Consider the following 24,039-nt stretch of genomic DNA (forward strand, 5'->3'; position numbering starts at 1 on the left):
GTACAAAATTCGCGGTTAACGAGTTAATAATATATTAACAATAAGTTGACGTTTACGTTAACAGTAAGTACATTTCGAATCCAACAAAAATAGCAGCAGATGTAATTTGTATCCTACACGCGCCTGACTTAATCTGTACGGACGCAAAAAATAAAACGAGGTCGAAATGAAAATACTAGTCCCGGTAAAACGTGTTATCGACTACAACGTAAAAGTCAGAGTTAAAGCTGACAACACTGGCGTTGATTTAAGTAACACTAAAATGTCAATTAATCCCTTTTGTGAAATCGCTGTAGAAGAGGCGGTTAGATTACAGGAAAAAGGCATTGCTACTGAGATTGTTGTGGTTTCTATCGGTGATAAGAGCTGCCAGGAAACCATTCGCACAGCATTGGCACTAGGTGCCGATCGCGGCATTCAAATTGAAACTGACGAGAACCTGGACTCCTTACAGGTGGCTAAATTGCTGGCTAAAGTGGTTGAAGAAGAAAAACCTGAGTTAGTTATTTTAGGTAAGCAGGCAATTGATTCCGATAACAACCAAACAGGACAAATGCTGGCAGCATTGACTGACATGCCACAAGGCACTTTTGCGTCAGAAGTGGTTGTCGCTGATGGTAAAGTTAAGGTTACTCGTGAAGTGGATGGTGGTTTGCAAACTGTCGACTTGAGTTTACCTGCGGTTGTTACTACCGATCTGCGTTTGAATGAACCTCGTTATGCCAAACTGCCTAACATCATGAAAGCCAAGCGCAAACCGCTTGATGTTAAGCCCGCAGCTGATTTTGGTGTTGATTTAACCTCTAAGGTTAAAGTGTTAAAAGTAACACCGCCAGCTACTCGTGAAGGTGGCATCAAGGTAGCCGATGTGGCTGAGTTAGTAGAAAAGTTAAAATCAGAAGCGAAGGTGATCTAAATGACAGTATTAGTTTACGCAGAACACGATAACGTTCATTTAAAAGCAGAAACGGCAAAACTGATCACTGCTGCAAAGGCCATGGGTGACGATGTTCACGTTTTAGTGGCGGGTAATGATTGTAATGGGATTGCACAGGATGCAGCAAAACTGGCTGGCGTATCTAAAGTTATCCATGTTGATGATGCAGTTTATAAAGAGCAATTGGCGGAAAACGTCAGTGCTTTAGTGCTGAGCATGGCAAATGATTACAGCCATGTTATCGCTGCGGCAACCACTACCGGTAAGAACTTTTTACCCCGCGTAGCGGCATTGCTGGATGTCGCGCAAATTTCCGACATCATTGCTGTTGAAGCGCCTGATACTTTTGTGCGTCCAATCTATGCTGGTAACGCCATCGCTACAGTTCAGTCGGAAGATACTATCAAAGTAATTACTGTTCGAGCTTCAGCGTTTGACGCCGTCACTGCTGACGGTAGCGCAGAAGTGATTAGCATTGCTGCTTTACCGGCTTCTGAAAAAGCGCAATTTGTGTCGCAGGAACTGACTAAGTCAGAAAGACCTGAACTAACTGCTGCAGAAGTAATTATTTCCGGTGGTCGTGGCATGCAAAACGGCGAAAACTTTGCTTTGTTAAACGGTATTGCTGATAAGTTAGGTGCCGCTATTGGTGCTTCACGCGCAGCTGTTGATGCTGGTTTTGTACCCAACGATATGCAGGTGGGTCAAACGGGGAAAATCGTTGCTCCGCAACTTTATATCGCGGTGGGTATTTCCGGCGCTATCCAGCATCTTGCTGGTATGAAAGACTCTAAAGTCATTGTTGCTATCAACAAGGACGAAGAAGCGCCAATCTTCCAGGTTGCAGATTATGGTCTGGTGGGAGATTTGTTTGAAGTGTTACCGGAACTGGAAAAAGCACTTTAAACATCACAAAATTGAAAAAAACCGGGAGCTTCCCGGTTTTTTTGTATCTTATCTGAAAATTATTCTTCTGAATTGCGCTTTTTCTTCATTGGCAAATGTCCCACATCATCTCCGGCAAGTGCATTAAACTTTTTCTTACGCTTAGCTTTTTGCCACGGGGAATCACCAGCTCCTTCATCATTTTTCTGGGTGTTCTTTGCTTCTGGTTTAGCTGCTTTAGCAGACAGTCCCTTAAATTTAGCTTCCAATCCTTCCACAGTTTTAAACTGAAGCTCTTCGGCAAGAAACTGCTTTAACAATATAAAGCTTTTCCAGTCTTTTTTGCTGACCAGGGATATGGCTTGCCCCTTGGCACCAGCTCGTCCTGTACGGCCAACACGGTGCACATATTCAGTGGCTTTAATAGGCAGGTCCATATTGATGACAAGACTGACTGAAGGGATATCCAGACCTCTGGAAGCTAAATCAGTGGTCACCAGGATTTGTGCTTTATTGTTGGAAAAGTCAGACATGATCTGATTGCGTTGGCTTTGCAACATATCACCGTTGATTGCCAGACTGCTTAATCCCTCTTCATTGAGCAAGTTGGCAACCCGGTCAGTGTCGACGCGAGTGGCAGTAAACAGGATTATTTGACTGCGCACCGGCTGTGCTTTAATAAAGTGCTTTAACAAGGCCTCTTTATGCTCTAAGTGATCAGCAAAATAAAAGGATTGTTCGATGTCACTGTGAGCAATGTGTTGGTTATCAAGCGTTATGCGATGTGGCGCTTTGAGCACCAGCTCGGATATTTGCGCCAGATCAGCGTTGTCAAAGGTAGCGGAAAACAACATAGTTTGACGCTTTCTGTGATTTGCAGCCTGATCAATAACGGTAAGCTGATTACTGAATCCCAAGTCCAGAATGCGATCAGCTTCATCCAGAATAAGCAATTCCAGTCCGTCCAAATACAGACTCTTGTCTTCAATGTGATCGGCAACTCTGCCAGGAGTACCAATAACAAAATTCGGGTAGCGCTTTAACTGTTTAACCTGGTCGTTAAAGTTCTCACCACCAATCAACAACACGGGTTTACCCGTTTGCGGAGGCAGTAATTTTTTTAGCTCTCCTAATACCTGTTTGGCAAGCTCTCGGGTGGGTGCCACAATCAAAACCCGAGGATCTTGTTTGCTCAGGGCTTTTTCCCGATAGATGCGCTGAACAGCAGGGATTAGGTAGGCCAGGGTTTTACCTGAACCGGTTTTAGAAGAGGCCAGAATATCCTTACCTAAAAGTGCTTGTGGGATGGCACTAGCCTGAATATCTGTGGCGGTTTCCAAATTTTGGATCTGAATTGATTTCAGGAGGCGATGATCCAGGGGTAATTCGCTGAATAACAAAGGGGTAACTCACTTTAAATTTAATGAGCTAAATATATCACAATACTGAAGCAGCGGGCTAACGCTGTTAGCGTTAGCCCCAGAGATTTATCATTAAAACTGCATTTCAGCGATGTCGCCTTCAGCGACTAATTTACCGGCGGTTTTCTCGCGGATCTCGTCTATGCTGACACCCGGAGCGCGTTCTTTTAAATGGAATGCGCCGTCGTGTACTTCCAGAACTGCCAAATCGGTGATTATTCGGGTAATACAATTAACACCGGTTAAGGGCAGGGTACAGGACTCTAGTAATTTAGACTCACCCTTTTTATTAGCGTGGGTCATGGTGACGATAATGTTTTTAGCACCAGCCACCAAATCCATGGCGCCACCCATGCCTTTCACCAATTTGCCGGGGATCATCCAGGAGGCGATGTTGCCATTAACATCTACTTCAAATGCGCCCAAAACGGTAATGTCTACATGGCCACCACGGATCATGGCAAAGCTTTCTGCTGAATTGAAAATAGAGGCACCGGTAATGGCTGTTACCGTTTCTTTACCGGCGTTGATCATGTCGGCGTCTACTTGCTCTTCAGTCGGATAAGGGCCCATACCCAGCAAGCCATTTTCCGATTGCAGCATAACTTCAATGTCATTTGGAACAAAGTTTGCTGCCAGGGTAGGAATGCCGATACCCAGGTTTACGTAATCACCGTCTTTAAATTCTTTTGCCACGCGCATGGCAATCTGATCTCTGGTTAATGCCATTATTATTGCTCCTGACTGCGGGTTACACGGCGTTCAATACGTTTTTCAAAGGTGCCTTTGATTACGCGATTGACGAATATGCCTGGAGTGTGAATTTGCGTTGGTGGGATCTCACCAGGCTCTACGATTTCTTCTACTTCAACAACGGTAATCTTGCCGGCTGTGGCAGCCATAGGGTTAAAGTTCATAGCAGTATCGCGATAGACACAGTTGCCATAGCGATCCGCTTTCCAGGCTTTGACGATGGCAAAATCACCGGTGATGGATTCTTCTAAGACATAGCCGCGACCGTTAAACTCACGGGTTTCTTTGCCTTCAGCAACAGGAGTACCATAACCAGTAGCAGTGTAAAACGCTGGAATACCAGCACCGCCAGCACGCATTTTTTCTGCCAGGGTACCCTGAGGAGTCAGTTCAACTTCCAATTCACCAGCCAGTAACTGTTGTTCGAAAAGGGCATTTTCACCTACATAAGAACTCACCATCTTCTTAATCTGACGGTCTTCCAGCAGAATGCCTAAGCCAAAGCCATCCACACCACAGTTATTGGATACTACGGTCAGCCCACTGACACCTGATTTTTTAATTTGTGCAATCGCACCTTCGGGAATGCCACACAATCCGAAACCGCCAGCAATAATGGTCATATTGTCTGTCAGACCATCCAGGGCTTCTTCGAAACTGGTAACAACTTTATCAAAACCTGCCATATTCGTTCCTGAGTTAACTAATTGTTAACAGAGTATCGTTGACAATATTTGATTTGTAAAATTTAATGTATTAAAGGAATCATTTAAAAAATAAATGTATGAATATTACTCTGAAACAATTGCGGGCGTTTGTTGAATTGGCTTCAACCCAAAGCTATGCAGCTGCTGCCGAGCGTTTAACCTTGAGTCAGCCAGCGCTCAGTATTTGCATTAAAAACCTGGAATCTGAGGTGGGCGGTACCTTGTTTAGTCGCACAACCCGAAGCGTCGATCTGACTCCCGAAGGTTTAGCCTTCTTCCCCAAAGCGCGCAAACTACTGATGGATTGGTTTGACACCTTCGAAGCCGTCAATGAAATGTTCACCCTGCAACAGGGGCGTATTACAATCTCAGCAATGCCGTCTTTTGCGTCTTCACTGCTGCCGCCTGTCCTGAAGCGCTATAATCAACGTTTCCCTAATATCCGGATTGATGTGATTGACGTTGTCATGGAAACGGTGATCACCTCTGTGATTAAGGGGGAAGCGGAATTGGGTGTGGTGTTTGAACCTGATAATCTGGCTGAACTGGAATTTCAGCCATTGCTGGAAAATGATTTTGTGGCGGTGATGCACCCTGAGCATGAGTTGTCTGCCGAGCCGCAAATTCAATTAGCGCAGTTGTCACAACAAGCATTGGTGATGATGAACCGCGGCTCGTCGATTCGCATGTGGTTAGAAGAGGCATTCGAAAAGCAGGGGATTCAACCGGCCATTGCCGCTGAAGCCTGGCAATTGGATACGTTGGGAGAAATGGTAAAGGTTAATTTAGGCCTGGCTATTGTGCCAGCGCTTTGTCAGCAACAGATGCAACGCAAAGAACTGGTGTGCATCCCGGTAGATTATGCAGAACTACGCCGCAATGTGGGGATAATTCAAAGGGCCAATAGTGCTTTGTCTGCATCAGCTACCGAGCTAAAGAAAATGCTGATAGCCAATTTCTGAAAACTGAGATTGCGCAATTACCACTTTTTCTTAGGTGCGAATAATTCGTCCAACTCGTCGCGCTCTTGCTCTGCGCGTTTGGCTCTGTCTTCGGCGTTGGCTTTAGTTAGTGACTCCTGAATATTCAGCAACTGCTCATTAATGCGAGCGGTTTGGGCACGGGTGTAATCGTCCTGCATTGGGAAGGCGTTTAGCGCTGCTACAGATTTTTCCAGATACTGTCTGGCCGAGCCCATCATACCGGCTTTCATTGCAGCTTGTGCACGGCGGCTTAAGGTTTCAATATTGACTCTTAATTGCAACTTATCCAGACGTCGGTCTTCGGTAGTAAAGGTTTGGGTATCGACTTTGCCTCGTCCCTGCTCAGAGCGCAGCAGTGCTCTTTGTTTTTTCAGGCATTGAATAAAGACAATAATTTGTTTGTCAGAATCGGGTAACTGAATGAGTTCATCACCCTGGTTGTTATTGTCAAACGAGATATCTTTAACTCTTTGCTCAGCATCCTTGAGGCGTTGCTTCAGGCCAGGCTGTTTGGGATCCATTTCGTACATGACTTTCAATGCCCCTAAAACGCGCTTCTGTAATATATGCATTAACTGTGGGGATGTGGGTACATTCGCTGATGCCATAATGACATCTTCAGTTTCGTCCAGAATGGTTTTTTGCTTGGCTATTTCAACTCGGCGCTCAGATTCTATTTTTTCTTTATGCTGTTGGATAGCGTTGATCATGATAGCTATAACCAGCAGCGCAACAATTAAAATAATGACGATAGTAAAAATCATGTGCCTAAATTGCCTTTTTCATTATATTTTTATGTACCAAAGTCTGTTGCCCACCTTGTCTTACAGTATAGCAAAGTGCTACATACTCCAGTTTTTTTAGGTTTTTCGTCAGAAAACTGAGATCCTTTACCGATTTAGCAAGCATGATCTTGTTCGAGGGAACGCTAAATCCACTCAATACTTTACATGCAGTGGGTGAAATCATGCAAGTTAAACCGATTCTTCAATCGTGAAAAATGAATTCAATTTGGCACCCTTTACCCGGATATGTTTAATTTGCACGACATATTTGCCCAATTCGTAGTCAGTGTATTGTTTAAGGTAGTAATAAAGTAAAGACTCCTCCACCTAAAGACCCTCCATTTGTCAGCTGAATTGCACCCTTGTTTTCGCCATTAACATGGGCCTCTGCGATTAAGCGTGCAAAAAACAGCCCTAAACCGGTTCTTCCAGTACCAATATTGAGTTCACTGATCTCCACCTGAGAAATAGCTAGCATGTTTTCTGGGTATCCAGGGCCATCGTCTTCGATAACAATGTACAGAAAGTTGTCTTTTTCAGAGACATCAATATTTAACTTGCGCTTGCCATAGCGAATGGCGTTTACAATAACGTCGCTCACCAATACATTGACCAGATCCTGGTCAAAATACCAGTGCAGATCCTCTTCCTGTTGGATTGAAACCTCAATACCTCGGGTATTAATGTGGTTTTGATTATAAGCGATAACATCGTCTATGAAGTCATCCAGGTAATGTTCATCGATATTCAGCGGCAGGTTGTCTAATTGGGTGCGATACAAAGACAACAATTGGATAAGGCCGGTGTTCAGTCTGGCAGCCTGATAATGTATTGATGCGGCTTGTTTAATGCCAACACCGTGCTCCCTTAACGTGCTTTCCAATTCTTCAATGGTTTGGATCATCAAAGACAGCGAATTTTTCATGTCGTGAACAGCCGAAGCCAGTACGGAAGAAAAGTCGATTTTATCGTTACGCTGTTTCACTATGGGGATTTCTCAAAAATTGCCTGGATTGTTCTATAAAAACAGAAAAATTAAACTACAACAATAGCTTAATAGTTAATTTTTGCGTTTTTGTGAAGTATTCCAGATAACTTTTTTAGGTTTTTTCTAAAATTTTATGGAATTAATGTCGCCAAAGGTATATATATTTTGCATATGCAAATAAACAAAAGGTAGGTTGCCAGCCTCATGAAATTACAGCAGCTTCGTTATATTGTTGAAGTTCTAAACAATAATCTAAATGTTTCCGCCACCGCAGAAAGTCTCTACACCAGTCAACCCGGCATCAGCAAGCAAGTCAGAATGTTGGAAGATGAGTTAGGGGTGCAGATTTTTGGGCGTAGTGGTAAACACCTCACGCACGTGACCGAAGCTGGTAATGACATCATTAATATTGCTCGTGAAATTTTGGCTAAAGTTGAAAGCATCAAATCTGTAGCCAGAGAGCATAACCTGCCAGATCAGGGTAAGCTGAATATAGCCACAACTCACACTCAGGCCAGATACGCATTGCCTGACGTGATCAAAGGGTTTATGAAAAAGTACCCCAGAGTTAGCCTGCACATGCATCAGGGAACGCCTTCGCAAATCAGTGATCTGGCGGCTAAAGGTGAAGCTGATTTTGCAATTGCGACTGAAGCTTTACATCTATATAACGATTTGGTGATGTTGCCTTGTTATCATTGGAATCGCAGTATTATCGTTAATCAGGAACATCCTCTGGCGAAAAAGGGCACGCTGCGTATTGAAGACATCGCACAGTATCCTCTGGTGACCTATGTATTTGGTTTTACAGGACGTTCAGAACTGGATGAGGCCTTTAGCCGGGCAGGGCTGGAACCTAAAATCGTGTTTACAGCCACTGACGCCGACGTGATAAAAACCTATGTCCGTCTGGGAGTGGGTATCGGCGTGATTGCCTCGATGGCGATTGACGATAATCTGGATACGGATCTGGTGAAGATCGATGCCAGCCACCTGTTTAATTACAGCACAACCAAAATCGGTTTCCGCAAAGGCTCATTTTTGCGCAGTTACATGTATGATTTTATCGAGCGCTTTGCACCGCATCTGACTAAAGACGTGGTGGAGCGAGCTATGATGCAAAAGAGCAACGATGATATTGAGCGGATGTTTAAAGATTTGACGCTACCGGTGAGATAAGACAAGAGCAGGGTTATCAAAATTGAAAAAGGTTGCCGAGGCAACCTTTTTTCTTAACATTCGACTATGTTTACCGCTAAACCACCGCGGGCGGTTTCTTTGTACTTGGATTTCATGTCGTTCCCCGTGTCCCACATGGTTTTAATCACCTTATCCAGGGTGACTTTCTGAACTCCAGTGCCACGTAAGGCCAGTCTGGAAGCGTTAATGGCTTTCACTGCGCCCATAGCGTTGCGTTCGATACATGGCACCTGCACCAATCCTCCCACCGGATCACAGGTAAGTCCCAGATTGTGCTCCATGCCAATCTCTGCGGCATTTTCTACGGCAGCCACCGAGCCACCGATAATTTCAGTCAGAGCACCTGCTGCCATCGAACAAGCCACACCGACTTCACCCTGACAGCCCACTTCGGCGCCAGAAATTGAGGCGTTCTTTTTATACAAAATGCCAATGGCAGCTGCAGTTAACAGGTAACGGTAGGCTGTATCTTTGTCTACCGTCTGCACAAACTTATCATAGTAACTCAGTACAGCTGGGATAATACCGGCCGCACCATTTGTGGGAGCGGTTACTACTTTACCGCCAGCGGCGTTTTCTTCATTAACCGCCAGGGCGAACAGGTTTACCCAGTCCATTGCCAGCATCGGATCCTGACTGTGTTCGCATTTTAGGCGACGATATAATCCCGGTGCGCGGCGGGTCACCTTCAAACCGCCGGGTAAAATTCCCTCGGTTTCAATGCCGCGTTTAATACAGGCCTGCATTACCTGCCAGATATCCCAAAGCTTGTCGATGATGACCTGTTTAGGTTGGAATACCTTTTCATTCTCTAACATAAGGGCGCTGATACTCAGGCCATTTTCGCGGCATTTCTGTAGCAATTCGGCCGCGGAATCAAAGTTGTAGGGGACTTCCTGCTCTTCATGCAACAAGGCCGTTACTTTTTCTTTCTCGAAATCCTGCTCTTTGATGATGAAGCCGCCACCAATGGAATAGTAACTTTGACTAAATAAGACTTCGTCGCCTTTCATGGCGTGTAAAGTCATGCCGTTGGCGTGATGCTCCAGCGTTTTACGGCGGTGGAAAACAATGGCGTCTTTACGCGGAAAAGTCGTTAGTTTTTCGCCGTCTAACATCAGCTTTTGGCTTTTTTCCACTTCGGCTAACATGGCGTCGACATTGTCTACGTCAATGGTTTCAGGTAATTCACCTAACAGGCCCAAAATCACCGCTTTGCCAGTGCCGTGGCCTTTTCCGGTTTGACCTAAAGAGCCAAACAGTTCTGTGACAACCGCATCAGTTTCCTGGAACAGGTTTTTTGCTTTCAACAACTGGTTGAAGTCTTTGGCAGCCCGCATGGGGCCAACAGTATGAGAGCTGGACGGGCCAATTCCGATACTGAACATATCAAATACACTGATCATGATTATCTCGTAGGGTCTTTTTTATTGTTGGACATATTGTCTGATGAATTGCGCTGAATTCAAAGCATAGTTGAGGTCTTACCAGATGAAAGGATGTAAAGCCTTATCCACAAAAAATGCTTGTCAAATCAGGTGTCTGGACAAGGCACGAATAAAGGCGGCAGTAGCTCCCCAGATCATGTGTTCTTGCCAGGGAATAAAATAGACAGGGTAAATGCTGTTTTGCCGGCTAACCTCATGTACCAGGTGATTATCATGGTTTATTACGGTAGCCAGAGGGACTTCAAAAACCTGGTCTACTTCATCCGGATTGATGTCCAGTTGAAAATCCGGCTGCACCAGACTGACATAAGGCGTTACTTCGTAGCGGGAAATGGTTCTGAATATGGGCAGGGTGCCCACAATATCAATATTCTCTCTTTTAAGACCGATTTCTTCTTCGGTTTCTCTGAGTGCCGTTTCCTTTAGATCTGAATCTGTATCGTCAACGCGCCCACCAGGAAAGCAGATTTGTCCAGCGTGGTTTTTTAGATGATCAGCCCGACGAGTGAGTAGCACAGAAAGCTCATCCCGCACAACCAGAGGGATCAGTACTGCCGCCGGTTTACCCTTTTGGCGCAGGGGATAATCTGGCTCGGGCGGTACGTTGCGGGCGTGATAAAAACGTTGCTTAAATTCTTCCAGATTCATAGCTACTTATATTTCTTTCTGACAAACCGAATTGTTGGCAGTATCTTTCTGACCTTGTGCAGTGTTTCTTCATACTCCAGTTGCGGATCTGAGTCGGCCACAATGCCGCCGCCTGCCCAGCAATACACCTGGTTTTGCTCAAACAATAAAGTCCGGATACAAATACTACTATCAAAATCCTGATTGATACCCAAATAAAATATGCTGCCGCAATAGATATTTCTGCGGTGGGGTTCCAGTTCGTCGATGATTTCCATGGCCCGAATCTTTGGAGCGCCAGTGATTGAGCCACCCGGAAAGGCATCCTGTAATAGCTTTAAGGGATTACTTTCTGGTTTCAAATGGGCACGAATGGTACTGACCATGTGATGCACTGCGCTGAAGGATTCAATCTCGAAAAGTCCGGTTACTTCTACGCTACCAGGAACGGCATTTTTACTGATATCGTTGCGGAGCAAATCCACAATCATCAGGTTTTCTGCCTGATCCTTTTCTGAGTCAATTAACTCCTGTCGGGAGGATTCATCTTCAGCAGGGTCATTGTATCTCGGCCTCGTTCCCTTTATGGGTTTGGTTTCTATTACGCCATCATGCACTGCTACAAAGCGCTCCGGTGAACAACTAATTATGCAACTTTCATCGGTACGAAAGAAAGCAGAGAAAGGCGCTGGATTAGCTTCTGCTAAAGCTTCGAAGGCGGCCCATTCTGAGCCTTTGTAATATGCCTGAAAGCGCTGTGCGAGATTTACCTGATAGCAATCGCCCGCTAAAAGGTAGTCATGAATTTTGTGTAACTTTTGCTGATATTCTTCTTCCGTCATATTGCTTTGCCAGCCTGACGACAATGCAAAGTGAAGTGGTTCCTGCTCTTTATAGTTAGCCGGATGACAATAGTGTAATCCCGCCGACGGAATGACTACTTCTGCAAATCGAGGCCCTGCGTATACTGTACTTTGATAAAAGTAGGCTTTTTTGGTTTTCTGATTTTCTACAACGCTCCAACTGTAATAATTTGCGGTAAACACCGGCGTTGTGTACTCATCTAAGGCATTATTGGGCAAAATTTCCAGGAATCGTCCAAAATCATAAGCCGCAAATCCAATCAGGCCACATTGAAAAGGCCCACCGGTGAGTGTTTTAGGGCTTTTGCCAAACAGTTTATGCTGAATCTGATAGGCTGCATCGACTATGTCTTTTGGCTTAATTGGCTGTCTGTTGACTGCTTCGCAAACGGATTTGAGTTTTTCTTGCCCGGCTTGCGGCATGTCCCATTTTTCGTCAATGAAATACTCGCAATTGATACGGCCATCAGCGTAAAGTTTCAGCGATAATATAGGCGATGCTGTAGCAATGTGATATCTGGCGTTTTGGTGCTCCGTTTCTCCCGAATGCAACAGCACCGCACCAGGAGAGCCTTGTATGCTGGCAAACCAGTCAGTCAAAGAATTGTAAGGGCAAAACTTAAAGTGGTGGACGGAAACGTTGTGCATGTGAATATCTAAAAAACCGTGAGAATCTTGTTGTAATTGTTAACGCAACAATTGCTGATAACCGGCCGCGCAGGTTATCATAAAAAACGATATTCTACCTTAGATAAAGAGCTTTGCAGTAGTGCTTACACAGCTATACTGGCAAAAGGGCTAGCGCAAAAACTCAATTAAGTTAGACTTTAGTCACCATTGAGCCGTGCCTCTGGCATTTTCATGGCTCGTATTAGTTAAAAAATTCCAAAATGAGGTAATCATGGCCGTTATCCGTCAGCAAGACTTTATTGACAGTATTCAGGATGCTCTGCAATTTATTTCTTATTATCACCCCCTAGACTACGTAAAAGCGGTTGAGCAGGCTTATCTGAAAGAAGAGAGTCAGGCGGCGAAAGATGCCATGGCACAAATTCTGATCAACTCCAGAATGTCTGCTGAAGGTAAACGGCCTATTTGCCAGGACACTGGCATCGTAACTTGCTTTGTTAAAATTGGTATGGGTGTTAGCTGGGATAAAACGGATATGACAGTGCAGCAAATGGTGGACGAGGGTACCCGTCGTGCTTATTTGGATCCGTCTAACCCATTACGTGCTTCAATCGTTTCTGACCCTGCCGGCGCTCGCAAAAACACTAAAGATAATACTCCAGCTGTAGTTCACCTGGACATGGTGGAAGGCGATAAAATTGAAGTAATGATTGCGGCCAAAGGTGGCGGCTCTGAAAACAAATCTAAAATGGTGATGTTAAACCCCAGTGATTCCATCGCTGACTGGGTGGAAAAGACCTTGCCTACTATGGGGGCGGGCTGGTGTCCACCGGGAATGCTGGGTATAGGTATCGGTGGTACAGCGGAAAAAGCCGCTGTGCTGGCGAAAGAAAGCCTGATGGATCCGGTTGATATTCAGGAGCTGATGGAGCGCGGTGCGGAAACGACCGAAGAAAAGCTGCGCCTGGAGATCTTTGAAAGAGTGAATAAACTAGGCATTGGTGCTCAGGGACTGGGCGGTTTAACCACTGTGGTTGATATCAAGATTAAGTCCATGCCTACCCATGCCGCTTCCAAACCTGTAGCCATGATCCCTAACTGTGCCGCCACGCGTCATGCACATTTCTATCTGGACGGTTCTGGTCCGGCTGAACTCAAAGCACCGAAACTTGAAGACTGGCCAGAAGTCACCTGGGAAGTGGGCGAGAATACCCGCCGGGTTAATCTGGATGAACTCACCAAAGAATCCATCCAGGATTGGAAAATGGGCGAGACGGTCTTGTTGTCAGGCAAACTGTTAACTGGCCGTGATGCCGCTCACAAGCGCATTCAAAGCATGTTAGAAAACGGTGAAGGCTTACCAGATGGTGTTGATTTAAATAATCGCTTTATCTATTACGTTGGCCCTGTGGATGCAGTTGGCGACGAGGCGGTTGGCCCGGCCGGCCCAACTACCGCTACTCGTATGGATAAATTCACTGACATGATGCTGGAGCAAACCGGCCTGATTGGCATGATAGGTAAAGCGGAACGCGGCCCATCTACAGTAGAAAGTATTGCTAAAAACCACGCTGTGTATCTGATGGCCGTTGGTGGTGCAGCTTATCTGGTTTCCAAAGCTATCAAAAAAGCCCGGGTTGTGGCTTTCGAAGATTTGGGAATGGAAGCTATCTACGAATTTGAAGTGGAAGATATGCCGGTAACGGTTGCTGTAGACAGCAAAGGCAACAACGCCCATGCCGATGGTCCGGCAATCTGGAAAGCGAAAATTGCCGACCTGGATAAAGCATTAAGCTAATCCAGTTGCTCGTCGACGTTTTTAAAAGGCTGGTTGCTTTTGCTGCCAGCCTTTTTTATAACTGTTAATTAATTCAGTCTGGTAAGGAAAATAATGGTCTTTGATTCCGTGTTGTGGGCGATCTCTGGAGGATTGAGTGCCACAATTATTGTGTTATTGCTGGTGAAATTGCGCTTCAACAGTCAGGCTCAGTTATTACAACAAACACAGCAGACGCATCAGCTGCAGTTGCAATCATTGAATGAGCAACTGGCGCTTGTGAAAGAGCAAGACACACTATTGCGTCAGGAATCAGTTCAGCTAAAACAGCAATACGAGCTATTAAATCGTCAGTTTATTGAGCAGTCGGAGTCCCTGAGTCAATACAAAATGCGCAATGCCAGACTGGATCAGCAACTGCAACAACTAAATGCGCTGGAAGAAGAAAATGAAGAGTTGCAGGAGCAACTGGATAACCTCAGCAATCTCTATGGGGAAACCCGCAATAACCTGGAGTCAGAGAAAACCGCCAGAGAGCATGAGAACAAAGCCGCTCAGGAAAAACTACAAATACTGCAAAATGCCGAACAACAATTGCAAAAGCAGTTTGAAAATCTGGCTAATCAAATCTTTAAAAATCACTCCTCAGAATTTGAAAAAAGCAGTCAGGAAAAACTGGCGCTGTTACTGAATCCGTTAAAACAGCAAATCGAGGGGTTCCGCAATCAAGTCAGTCAGCAGGCGATGCGGGAAGGACAGGAACGGGCCTCGTTAAAAACCGAAATCATTAACTTGCAACAGCTCAATAAAAAGATCACCGAAGAAGCCTCTGCGTTAACCCGTGCCCTGAAAGGCGATAATAAGAAACAAGGCAATTGGGGCGAGATGGTACTGCAAAAAATCCTCGAAGAGAGTGGCTTGCGGGAAGGACATGAGTATGACACCCAGGTAAGTAAACGCCGTGAAGATGGCAAGTTACTACAGCCCGACATTTTGGTGCACTTGCCGGAAAACAAAGAAGTGATAATTGATTCCAAGGTGTCGCTCAATGCCTATGAACGTTTTTACAACGCCAGTTCACAGCAGGAGCAGCAACGCCATCTGAAAGAGCATATTCAGTCGGTTAAAGGCCACATTAAGGAATTGGGCCGTAAGGAATATCACGAGTTATTGGGCGAGCGCAGCCTGGAATATGTTTTGATGTTTATTCCGGTGGAGGGCGCATTCATGTTGGCCCTGGATGAATCTCCTGAGCTGGTGAAACTAGCCATGGATTATAATGTACTGCTGGTAAGTCCTACCAATTTATTGGTGGCTCTGCGCACTATTCACAATATCTGGCAGTATGAATATCAGAATCAAAATGCCCGCAATATAGCCAAAAAAGCCGCGGATCTATACGATAAATTTTATGGCTTTGTGGTGGATATGGAAAAACTGGGAGAAGCCATCAATTCCGTGCAAAAACGCTTCAGCGATGCCAACAGCAAACTCTACGAAGGGCGTGGCAATCTAATTAAAAAAGCCGAAGAATTTCAGACCCTGGGCGTTCAGCCTTCAAAAAAATTGACGGAAACTATGCTGAAAAACGCGGATTTGTGAACTGCTTCACATTTTAGCGCTGGGGTCTTCTGAGGTTGCTACCGATATATAAAGTAGTAGCTAGTATACAGGTAGTACCCATGGACAACGCAAAGTTAGTGGAAATTTTGGGCCGTATCACATTGTTCAAAGATTTGAACGAAACGGATCGCAAGATAATCGTAGCGATGCCAAAAGCGTTTGAAGTATTTTCTGCCGGTGAAGAAATTGTCAGGGAAGGAGAGAAGCACGATTGCTTTTATATTTTGCTCACGGGTATCGCCAAAGTCTTCTTAAACGGCCAGGAGCTGGCCACTTTGTTACCCCCTCAGTTTGTTGGCGAAGTGGGCTTTATCTGTAACGAGCCTCGCATTGCCACTGTGATTGCCAAAGAGCAGGTAATGGCGATGCGCCTGGATGCCGCTAACTTTTCCAAATTACCCATCAGTATTCGCGAAGCCATAAAAGACAGAATCATTGCCGGTCTGGTCTCCAGACTCAGTGAAGGCAACCAGTCCCTGATGTTGCTGCGCAGTAAAACCAAATATGCCACCTCCGTTTCTGAAGGCTTGCGCAAAGTGAATTAAATTTCTACTGGGCACAGGGACATTGCTGGCCTACAATCAGTGCATAGAACATGGTTTTGGTCGCCGGAATTAGCAGGAATTATGAATAATTTAAAGTTAATGGAAATACTTTCCCGAGTCCCATTGTTTAAGGATTTGCAACCAATCGAAAGGGAATCCGTGCTCAAGATGCGTGCGGTGTTTACTCCGATAAAAGCCAAAGAGTGCTTTATCAAAGAAGGCTCCCACGAACCCTGGTTCTACATTATTCTGGCGGGCAGAGCTACTGTCACCCATCGTGGCCGAAACATAGGCACGCTCATTCCCGGACAGTTTATTGGCGAAGTAGGCTTTATCTGCAAAGAACCCCGTTCAGCTTCCGTCATTGCTGAAGACGAAATGGTGGTAATGAAAGTCGATTATGAGGCCTTTCGTAAAATTCCAGTAAGAATTCGGGAATCCATCAAAGACAAGATCATTTCTGGCCTGGTGGACAGAACCATTAACCTCAACGAAACCCTCATCAAACGCGAAGATGAAATAGAAAAACTACAAACCCGCATCGCTGATTACGAAGCCGAAGCCGAAAACCGATTACCTGGCCGCAAGAGGAAGCAATAGGAAAGGCAACGGCTATTGTGGTTTTCTTGGGTAAGTTTGGGGTCGGCAAAGTAATTCGGTATACGCGATTGATACTGCTGTAGGTTCGATTTCAATCGAACGACGCGGTTAGACGGACAACCATTCTAAATTCGAATCTTTGACTGCTGAACTCAGATACCAAGATTTACAAGGACACCCATCTTAAATTCGACATTTCAAGCCACAAAACTAAACCCAAATACCAGGACTAGTTTGTTATTTTGTGATGGCTGTCCCGCTAATATTTAGTATTTTAATCAATCCCTTAGCTTAGCCAAGATAAATTCAATGGCGGTGTCGTTGTTAAAGGAGTCGTGATTGCTGGCAACGATGATCTCTTCGTTGGCTTGTTGATTCAGGGTGGCACTGCTCCATGACACAACACCGTCCGAAATTGTCAGGCAGGTATGGCCTGAGCAATTTAACTCTTTGTCTGAACCAACAATCGACCAGGTGCGTTTTGGTAGCGGGAATTCATTCAATTTATTCATCAGTGGATGGTCGGGGCGCAGTACTTCAATACTGTTTGGGCCATGAGTGGCCAGAAATGGACGCATTGGTGGGGTGATGGTCTCAATTCCAAACTTTTCTACCACATCAGCAAACATGTTGGTGAAATTGCTGGGAAGGTTAATTAATCCAGCGCCCAATCTGCCTATCCAGGAGCTGGCCATTTCACTGCCGCGGTGAGGCGTATCCAGGAAAAACAAATTATCCAGCCGGGCAGGTGGGCTAAAAATAAAGATATCCTGCATTTGCGGGTTGCTTTCTAGCGCACTGGCCATTTCTTGCGGCGATTTTGAGAACGCGGTATCCCACAGTTGTTGCCCGGTATCAACGGCAAAGGTCTTGGCGATGATGCCGCCCATACTGTGGCCAATGATACTGAGGCTTTGACCCGCATTATCCGATTGGTGAAATCTCCCCATCATGGTTTTTGATCGTTTTCTCAGTCGCATGGAGTTGTAAAAAGGAGGCGGGCCTGATGGATAACAGGCATGCCAAATCTGATATCGCTTATTCAATGCTTCATCATTCATGACAGCCATGGTGAGTTTACGCCAAATCAGCGGGCTGGAATTTAAACCGTGGATCATCAACAACGGCGTTTTATGTTGGGAAAATTCCTGAATAGCAAATATACCAAAGCGATGCTCAGCCCGTTCAGCGGTAAGCAAGCCAATAAAGGACGATTTATCAATATCAGCTTTGTTGATAAGGGTGAGAAATGCCGCAGCTGGTGCAAAGGCTAATTGAGATTGATAAAAGTTATTTCGGTTGTGAGAGGTCATCCGCTTGCCTTTAATATGAATAAGCAGCTCATGGTCTGAAATGCTTACCTCATGGACAAAAAAGGTGATTGGGCGGTATATACCTTCCAGTGGATATTCATGGTCATCTATCTCATAGGAATTCGGTCTATATGCAACTGCAGTAATGCCAATTCCTGAAAACACTTCAGGCTGTAAATGGGCCTCTTTGTTTTGCATGTTGGCTGTGAGGTAAATCTCCTGAAAAACCTGGGCAAGCCGGTCTGGTTCTGTTTGCACTTGTATATGTGGTGCAGTGAAATTGGTTAAATCTGATTGTGATGTCAGGATTTGCAGTAGCGCTGCGTTATAGTGTTGAATTGTTTTAGCTTTTGGTTCTACATCACTTGCTTCGGCATTGTGCTTAAGCCATTGATGACAGCTAACTAAGGTTGTTTGAATCGGCGTATTCTTTTCCGGTGCAGTGCACATGCTAAATAGTTTTGCTTGTGCTTGTGTCTGTGATTGCCCGGAGACTTGATGCAGTTGTTTTATTTGCGAGTCGGAAAGCGCAGGAATTAAGACGCTGTTATCTGTTTGAGTGTGCCAATTAATAAAGCGATTGCTACCACAGCCAGCCAGTAATAGCTGCAACAGGCAAATTAAAGTGATTAAGTTGGTGTGGTTGTGATGTTTAGATGTGATCAATTCAGGGCATCTATGTTTACAGATGCCCTGAGTGTAGTGCAAGTTAGTCTTCTACGCGACTGCCCCACAAGTCATATTCATCGGCGTGTTCAATTAATACGTCGACAAAATCGCCCGGTTGAACCTGAGTATCACCATTGAGATAGACAACACCGTCGATTTCCGGTGCATCGGCATAGGTTCGGCCAATTGCGCCTTCTTCGTCTACCTCGTCAATCAACACCTGCATAATCAAACCGACGCGCTGCTGCAATCTGTCGGCACTGATTTTTTGTTGTTTTAGCATAAAGCGCTCGTAGCGATCTTGCTTTGTGGCTTCATCGATTTGATCCGGTAAATCATTGGCGGTGGCGCCTTCTACTTCTGAATATTTGAAACAGCCAACCCGATCTAATTGCGCTTCATCCAGAAAATCCAGCAATTCCTGGAATTCCTCTTCGGTTTCGCCAGGGAAACCCACAATGAAGGTGGAACGGATCACCAATTCCGGACAGATCTCACGCCATTTTTTGATGCGCTCTAAGGTGCGCTCAGCTGCGGCAGGGCGTTTCATCAGTTTCAGAATTCGCTTGTTGGCATGTTGAAAAGGGATATCCAGATACGGCAGGATCTTTCCTTGTGCCATTAAAGGAATAACTTTATCTACTGAAGGATAGGGGTAAACATAGTGTAATCGCACCCATACACCCATGTGGCCCAGTTGCTCAGCCAGTTCTGTCATACCGGTTTTAACTGGCATACCGTCCCAGAATCCGGTTTTGTTTTTAACATCTACACCGTAGGCACTGGTATCCTGAGAAATTACCAGTAGTTCTTTTACGCCAGCGTTGCTCAGTCGCTCGGCTTCACTCAGTACTTCACCAACAGGACGACTCAGCAGGTCACCACGCATGGACGGGATGATGCAGAAAGTACATCTGTGATTACAACCTTCAGATATTTTCAGGTAAGCGTAATGGCGCGGCGTTAATTTAACCCCTTGTTCTGGTATCAGATCACTGAATGGGTTGTGAACTGGCTTGGGCAAGTTGTCGTGTACTTGCTCTACCACAGTTTCATATGCATGAGGGCCGGTAATTGCCAACACGTTGGGGTGAACTTCTCGAATTTGGTCTTCTTTTACACCGAGACAGCCGGTAACAATCACTTTGCCGTTTTCTGCTAATGCTTCACCAATGGTGTCCAAAGATTCCTGTACTGCCGAATCAATAAAGCCGCAGGTATTAACGATAACCAGATCGGCATCGTTATAGGTAGGCACTACATCATAACCTTCGGTGCGTAACTGCGTCAGAATGCGCTCTGAATCCACCAGGTTTTTAGGGCAGCCGAGGCTTAAAAATCCGATCTTGGCGGAGCCCTCTGAATTCAAGGTTTCGGCGTCAGAAGAAAATTCTAATTGTCGTTGATTTACTTGTTCTGTTAACACCTTTTTTGGTGTTTCAAGAGTGGTTGTTTGTTTCGGTTCGAAATGGTTAACGGTCATACTTCGCGCTTAAATACTCAAAATTATAATGAGCATATTATAAATAGTTATTAGTTACTTTAGTATACCGATTTTTGAATGCTACTTTTGCAAATTAAACAAGATAGCTATCACGCTTTCGTCCCTTAAGTGAGATAAATTTGAGTCTGTTACTATGAGGCTGAAGCAGTCGTTTACTCTGAAAATGGTTTAGCCTCATTTGTGCCAATAACGGACTATCAGCCTTAATCGAACCAAGGTCTCAAATTGTGCGAAAGCGGAACTTCAACCTTGAGGTCACAATCTGTGACTTCAAGGTACCAATAGCTACAACTGAAGTACTGAAACCTACAACGGCAATCAAGGGCTAAAAACAGACGATGAGTATGCAACAAATACTGAATACCTGAGAAAATAACTAAAGCTAAAGTGTTAAATAGGCGCTTTACCTGAGCAGTAAAACGCCATTTTCCATAACTTCTGGCTAGGCCAGATCAAACCTGTCTGCATTCATCACTTTAGTCCAGGCAGCGATAAAGTCATTAACAAATTTTTCCTGGTTATCATCCTGAGCATAAACTTCAGCGTAAGCTCGCAGTATTGAATTTGAACCAAAGACCAAATCGACCCGAGTTGCGGTCCATTTAACACTGCCAGTTTCTCGATCACAGATTTCATAAAGATTATCACCAGCAGGCTTCCACGTATATTTCATATCCGTTAGGTTAACGAAGAAATCGTTGGTAAGGGTTCCTTCACGTTCAGTGAAAATACCGTGCTTAGTGTCACCATAATTTGTACCAAGTACACGCATGCCGCCAATGAGTACCGTCATCTCGTGTGCGGTCAATCCCATCAATTGTGTTCGATCAAGCAACATCTCCTCAGCACTTACCACGTAATCTTTTTTCAGCCAGTTGCGATAACCATCATGAAAAGGCTCTAATACTTCAAAAGACGCAGAATCTGTCATTGCTTCTGTGGCATCTCCGCGACCCGGTTTGAATGGTACGCTAACATCAAACCCTGCAGCTTTCGCTGCTTGCTCAACGCCAACATTACCTGCAATTACAATAACATCAGCGACACTAGCCCCTGTTTCTGATGCTACTTTTTCCAGTACAGCCAATACTTTTGATAAGCGCTGTGGCTCATTGCCTTGCCAATCTTTTTGTGGCGAAAGCCTGATGCGAGCACCGTTGGCACCACCGCGTTTATCTGAGCTACGAAACGTTCTTGCACTATCCCATGCCGTAGAAACCATATCACTGATACTTAAGCCACTAGCTTTGATTTTATCTACAACATTTTGCACGTCATAAGACGTATTACCAGCTGGTATAGGATCCTGCCAGATCAAGTCTTCCTGAGGTACTTCAGGGCCAATATAACGCGCTTTAGGCCCCATATCTCGGTGAGTCAACTTAAACCAAGCACGGGCAAAAACTTCTGAAAAATATTCAGGATCTTTATAGAAACGCTCAGAAATCTTGCGATAGTCAGGATCAACCTTCATTGCCATATCAGCATCTGTCATCACTGGGTTATAGCGAATAGAAGCATCTTCGACATCAACAGGTTTATCTTCTTCTTTAATATCGACAGGCTCCCACTGCCATGCGCCAGCAGGGCTTTTTTTCAGTTCCCATTCATAATTAAGTAACAGTTTAAAATAGCCGTTATCCCATTGGGTTGGGTGAGTTGTCCATGCTCCTTCAATTCCACTGGTTACAGTATCTCGCCCGACGCTGCGACTCGTTTTATTGAGCCATCCTAGCCCTTGCTCTTCAAGATCAGCAGCTTCAGGATCAGGCCCTAATAGTGCCGCGTCACCATTACCGTGGCATTTACCAACAGTATGCCCTCCTGCTGTGAGAGCGACTGTTTCTTCATCGTTCATCGCCATGCGTTCAAAAGTGATTCGAACATCCCTAGCCGTTTTTAATGGGTCAGGGTTGCCATCAACACCTTCTGGATTGACATAAATTAATCCCATCATTACTGCGGCAAGTGGGTTTTCGAGATCTCGTTCGCCAGAATAACGGGAACCATCACTGCCTGAGGGTGCCAGCCATTCTTTTTCGGATCCCCAGTAGGTATCTTTCTCAGGGTGCCAAATATCTTCACGACCAAAGCCGAAACCATAAGTTTTAAGACCCATAGACTCATAAGCAATAGTACCCGCATAAGCAATTAAGTCCGCCCAGCTTAGCTTATTGCCATATTTCTTTTTTATTGGCCATAGCAAACGCCGAGCTTTATCCAAATTAGCGTTGTCCGGCCATGAGTTTAGTGGGGCAAATCGTTGGTTACCGGTTCCTGCTCCGCCACGTCCGTCGGCAATACGATAAGTACCTGCGGCATGCCAAGACATGCGTATCATTAAGCCACCATAATGCCCCCAATCAGCAGGCCACCAATCTTGACTATCTGTCATTAAAGCAATTAAGTCTTTTTTTAGCGCTGAAAAATCAAGCTTTTTAACTTCTTGCTGATAGTTGAAATCTGCTCCCATAGGGTTCGTTTTACTATCGTGCTGATGAAGAATGTCCAAGTTAAGCGACTTAGGCCACCAGTTCGTATTTGACATACCATTTTCAGTTGCACCTCCGTGCATAACTGGGCATTTACCTGCTGCCATTTTGTTTCTCCTTTTTTTATCATAAAAAATGCTTAGCATTTATAGGGATAGAACTCTTGAAGTTAACCACTCAACCCTAAAGCATAGATTTATAACCACTTTAATAATTCTGTTGTTGTAAATAAGGTGTAAGACTTCACCCTCATTGAAACACATTAATCACGTTAATTAAGTAGTGCCCTTAGCATCCAGGCTGTCTTTTCATGCACCCTCATCCGGTCTGAAATTAACGCCGAAGATGATTCGTCATCTGCTGACTGGGCAATTTTTAATGCCTGTCGGCAAGTTTTTACAACAGTCTCATGGGATTTGGTCAATATTTCTATCATTTCCCTTGCTTGAGGGACTCCCTCAACTTCCTTAATAGAACTTAACTCGGCAAGAGCCTTATAAGTTCCGGGGGCTGCAATACCCAAGGTTCGGATTCGTTCGGCAATTTCATCGACTGCCAGTGCTGGTTCGTTATAATGTTCTTCAAACATTAAATGTAACTCTCTGAATTGGCTGCCCGTTACGTTCCAGTGAAAGTTATGTGTTTGTAAGTATAAAGTGTAAGAATCTGCCAATAGCATTTTTAAGTTATCAGCGATATTTTCTCTATCTTGTTCAGTTATACCGATATCAATTGAAATCACATTAGTCTCCTTGGATTAGATAAAACATTTAAGCTGTTAATGAGGTTAGCAAAAAACAAAAATACAAAAAGCGATAAAAGTGGGTGGTTGTAATTCAAAAAAGCGATTGATGAGTGAGTCAATGATAATCGAAATATCAAAAGAGCCTTGCTGATGGCACAGGAAATTACAAGTAACCGATAGCGCTCTATGTATGAATTAATTACCTGCAAATTCATCAAACGCCTGGAGCGCATCTGCGGCATACATTAATGATGGACCACCACCCATATAGATTGCCATCGCGAGAGTTTCTTCGATTTCTTCTCGTGTAGTACCTAAATCAACAAGCGCTTTTGCATGAAAACCAATACAGCCGTCGCAACGGGTTGATACACCTATCGCAAGCGCGATTAATTCTTTGGTTTTCTTATCTAACGAACCTTCAGCCGTTGCCGCTTTCGCCATCGCAGAAAAGCCCTTCATCGTATCTGAAATGCTAGGGCGAAGTTGTTTTAAATTTGCTGATAATGCGTCAGTAATATCTCTATATGATTTAGTCATTTTA

The 24,039-nt window shown here is 44.7% G+C and carries 21 protein-coding genes; 8 read left to right on the plus strand and 13 right to left on the minus strand.

Translation table 11 applies throughout. The annotated features are described in order from the left end of the window. Window positions 1–166 precede the first annotated feature (166 nt). Together ACXAD8_RS02525 and ACXAD8_RS02530 are read left to right on the plus strand one after the other, a co-directional pair. Entirely contained in the window at window positions 167–916 is a 750-nt protein-coding gene (locus ACXAD8_RS02525) for an electron transfer flavoprotein subunit beta/FixA family protein (protein ID WP_475224500.1), read from the plus strand. After that, entirely contained in the window at window positions 917–1,843 is a 927-nt protein-coding gene (locus tag ACXAD8_RS02530) for an electron transfer flavoprotein subunit alpha/FixB family protein (RefSeq protein ID WP_475224503.1), read from the plus strand. 59 nt (window positions 1,844–1,902) lie between these two features. Here the strand turns inward: ACXAD8_RS02530 and ACXAD8_RS02535 are convergent, their stop codons facing one another. From ACXAD8_RS02535 to ACXAD8_RS02545, 3 genes are all read right to left on the minus strand, one after another. Next, on the minus strand, window positions 1,903–3,222 hold the full coding sequence (locus ACXAD8_RS02535; RefSeq protein WP_475224505.1) for a DEAD/DEAH box helicase: 1,320 nt from the start codon (window positions 3,220–3,222) through the stop codon (window positions 1,903–1,905). A gap of 93 nt (window positions 3,223–3,315) precedes the next feature. Further along, complete coding sequence (locus ACXAD8_RS02540; RefSeq protein ID WP_475224508.1) at window positions 3,316–3,972, minus strand: CoA transferase subunit B; 657 nt, start codon at window positions 3,970–3,972, stop codon at window positions 3,316–3,318. Between the two features lie 2 nt (window positions 3,973–3,974). Continuing rightward, window positions 3,975–4,682 (minus strand): CoA transferase subunit A, encoded by a 708-nt coding sequence (locus ACXAD8_RS02545; RefSeq protein WP_475224511.1) that lies wholly within the window; start codon window positions 4,680–4,682, stop codon window positions 3,975–3,977. Between the two features lie 98 nt (window positions 4,683–4,780). On the opposite strand from ACXAD8_RS02545, the gene ACXAD8_RS02550 reads away from it, so the two are divergent. Further along, window positions 4,781–5,665 (plus strand): LysR family transcriptional regulator, encoded by an 885-nt coding sequence (locus ACXAD8_RS02550; RefSeq protein ID WP_475224514.1) that lies wholly within the window; start codon window positions 4,781–4,783, stop codon window positions 5,663–5,665. A gap of 17 nt (window positions 5,666–5,682) precedes the next feature. Here the strand turns inward: ACXAD8_RS02550 and ACXAD8_RS02555 are convergent, their stop codons facing one another. Both ACXAD8_RS02555 and ACXAD8_RS02560 read right to left on the minus strand, forming a co-directional pair. Beyond that, window positions 5,683–6,450 carry a hypothetical protein gene (locus tag ACXAD8_RS02555; RefSeq protein WP_475224517.1) on the minus strand — a complete coding sequence of 256 codons (768 nt, stop codon included), beginning with the start codon at window positions 6,448–6,450 and terminating at the stop codon, window positions 5,683–5,685. 316 nt (window positions 6,451–6,766) lie between these two features. After that, window positions 6,767–7,456 carry a sensor histidine kinase gene (locus tag ACXAD8_RS02560; protein ID WP_475224520.1) on the minus strand — a complete coding sequence of 230 codons (690 nt, stop codon included), beginning with the start codon at window positions 7,454–7,456 and terminating at the stop codon, window positions 6,767–6,769. Between the two features lie 207 nt (window positions 7,457–7,663). Here ACXAD8_RS02560 and cysB point away from each other — a divergent pair, with 207 nt between their 5' ends. Further along, window positions 7,664–8,638 (plus strand): HTH-type transcriptional regulator CysB, encoded by a 975-nt coding sequence (gene cysB, locus ACXAD8_RS02565; protein WP_475224523.1) that lies wholly within the window; start codon window positions 7,664–7,666, stop codon window positions 8,636–8,638. A 53-nt stretch (window positions 8,639–8,691) separates the two neighbouring features. Here cysB and ACXAD8_RS02570 read toward each other — a convergent pair whose 3' ends face one another. The 3 genes from ACXAD8_RS02570 to pabB form a co-directional block, all read right to left on the minus strand. Then, the gene (locus ACXAD8_RS02570; protein ID WP_475224525.1) at window positions 8,692–10,065 is read right to left on the minus strand and encodes an L-serine ammonia-lyase; all 1,374 of its coding nucleotides are present in this window, start codon (window positions 10,063–10,065) and stop codon (window positions 8,692–8,694) included. A gap of 123 nt (window positions 10,066–10,188) precedes the next feature. Continuing rightward, window positions 10,189–10,755 (minus strand): CoA pyrophosphatase, encoded by a 567-nt coding sequence (locus tag ACXAD8_RS02575; RefSeq protein ID WP_475224528.1) that lies wholly within the window; start codon window positions 10,753–10,755, stop codon window positions 10,189–10,191. A 2-nt stretch (window positions 10,756–10,757) separates the two neighbouring features. Continuing rightward, window positions 10,758–12,245 (minus strand): aminodeoxychorismate synthase component I, encoded by a 1,488-nt coding sequence (gene pabB / locus ACXAD8_RS02580; RefSeq protein ID WP_475224531.1) that lies wholly within the window; start codon window positions 12,243–12,245, stop codon window positions 10,758–10,760. Window positions 12,246–12,498: 253 nt separating this feature from the next. Here pabB and ACXAD8_RS02585 point away from each other — a divergent pair, with 253 nt between their 5' ends. The 4 genes from ACXAD8_RS02585 (at window position 12,499) to ACXAD8_RS02600 (ending at window position 16,772) form a co-directional block, all read left to right on the plus strand. Continuing rightward, window positions 12,499–14,025, plus strand: coding sequence for a fumarate hydratase (locus ACXAD8_RS02585; RefSeq protein ID WP_475224533.1), 1,527 nt, complete (start codon window positions 12,499–12,501; stop codon window positions 14,023–14,025). A 93-nt stretch (window positions 14,026–14,118) separates the two neighbouring features. Further along, window positions 14,119–15,606, plus strand: coding sequence for a DNA recombination protein RmuC (locus tag ACXAD8_RS02590; RefSeq protein WP_475224535.1), 1,488 nt, complete (start codon window positions 14,119–14,121; stop codon window positions 15,604–15,606). An 80-nt stretch (window positions 15,607–15,686) separates the two neighbouring features. Next, entirely contained in the window at window positions 15,687–16,172 is a 486-nt protein-coding gene (locus ACXAD8_RS02595; RefSeq protein WP_475224538.1) for a cyclic nucleotide-binding domain-containing protein, read from the plus strand. Between the two features lie 81 nt (window positions 16,173–16,253). Continuing rightward, on the plus strand, window positions 16,254–16,772 hold the full coding sequence (locus tag ACXAD8_RS02600) for a cyclic nucleotide-binding domain-containing protein (protein ID WP_475224541.1): 519 nt from the start codon (window positions 16,254–16,256) through the stop codon (window positions 16,770–16,772). 278 nt (window positions 16,773–17,050) lie between these two features. Here ACXAD8_RS02600 and ACXAD8_RS02605 read toward each other — a convergent pair whose 3' ends face one another. From ACXAD8_RS02605 to ACXAD8_RS02625, 5 genes are all read right to left on the minus strand, one after another. Next, window positions 17,051–18,751, minus strand: a complete 1,701-nt coding sequence (locus tag ACXAD8_RS02605) for an esterase/lipase family protein (protein ID WP_475224543.1) — start codon at window positions 18,749–18,751, stop codon at window positions 17,051–17,053. A gap of 43 nt (window positions 18,752–18,794) precedes the next feature. After that, window positions 18,795–20,237: a 30S ribosomal protein S12 methylthiotransferase RimO gene (gene rimO, locus ACXAD8_RS02610; protein ID WP_475224545.1), complete on the minus strand. Its 1,443-nt coding sequence runs from the start codon at window positions 20,235–20,237 to the stop codon at window positions 18,795–18,797. Between the two features lie 463 nt (window positions 20,238–20,700). Next, window positions 20,701–22,857: a catalase/peroxidase HPI gene (katG, locus tag ACXAD8_RS02615; protein ID WP_475224548.1), complete on the minus strand. Its 2,157-nt coding sequence runs from the start codon at window positions 22,855–22,857 to the stop codon at window positions 20,701–20,703. A 164-nt stretch (window positions 22,858–23,021) separates the two neighbouring features. Then, window positions 23,022–23,492 carry a Dps family protein gene (locus ACXAD8_RS02620; protein WP_475224550.1) on the minus strand — a complete coding sequence of 157 codons (471 nt, stop codon included), beginning with the start codon at window positions 23,490–23,492 and terminating at the stop codon, window positions 23,022–23,024. Window positions 23,493–23,690: 198 nt separating this feature from the next. Then, a complete protein-coding gene (locus ACXAD8_RS02625; protein ID WP_475224552.1) occupies window positions 23,691–24,035 on the minus strand; it encodes a carboxymuconolactone decarboxylase family protein in 345 nt (114 codons plus the stop codon). Window positions 24,036–24,039: the final 4 nt, after the last annotated feature.

Source organism: Planctobacterium sp. AWH2_060 (assembly GCF_056158425.1).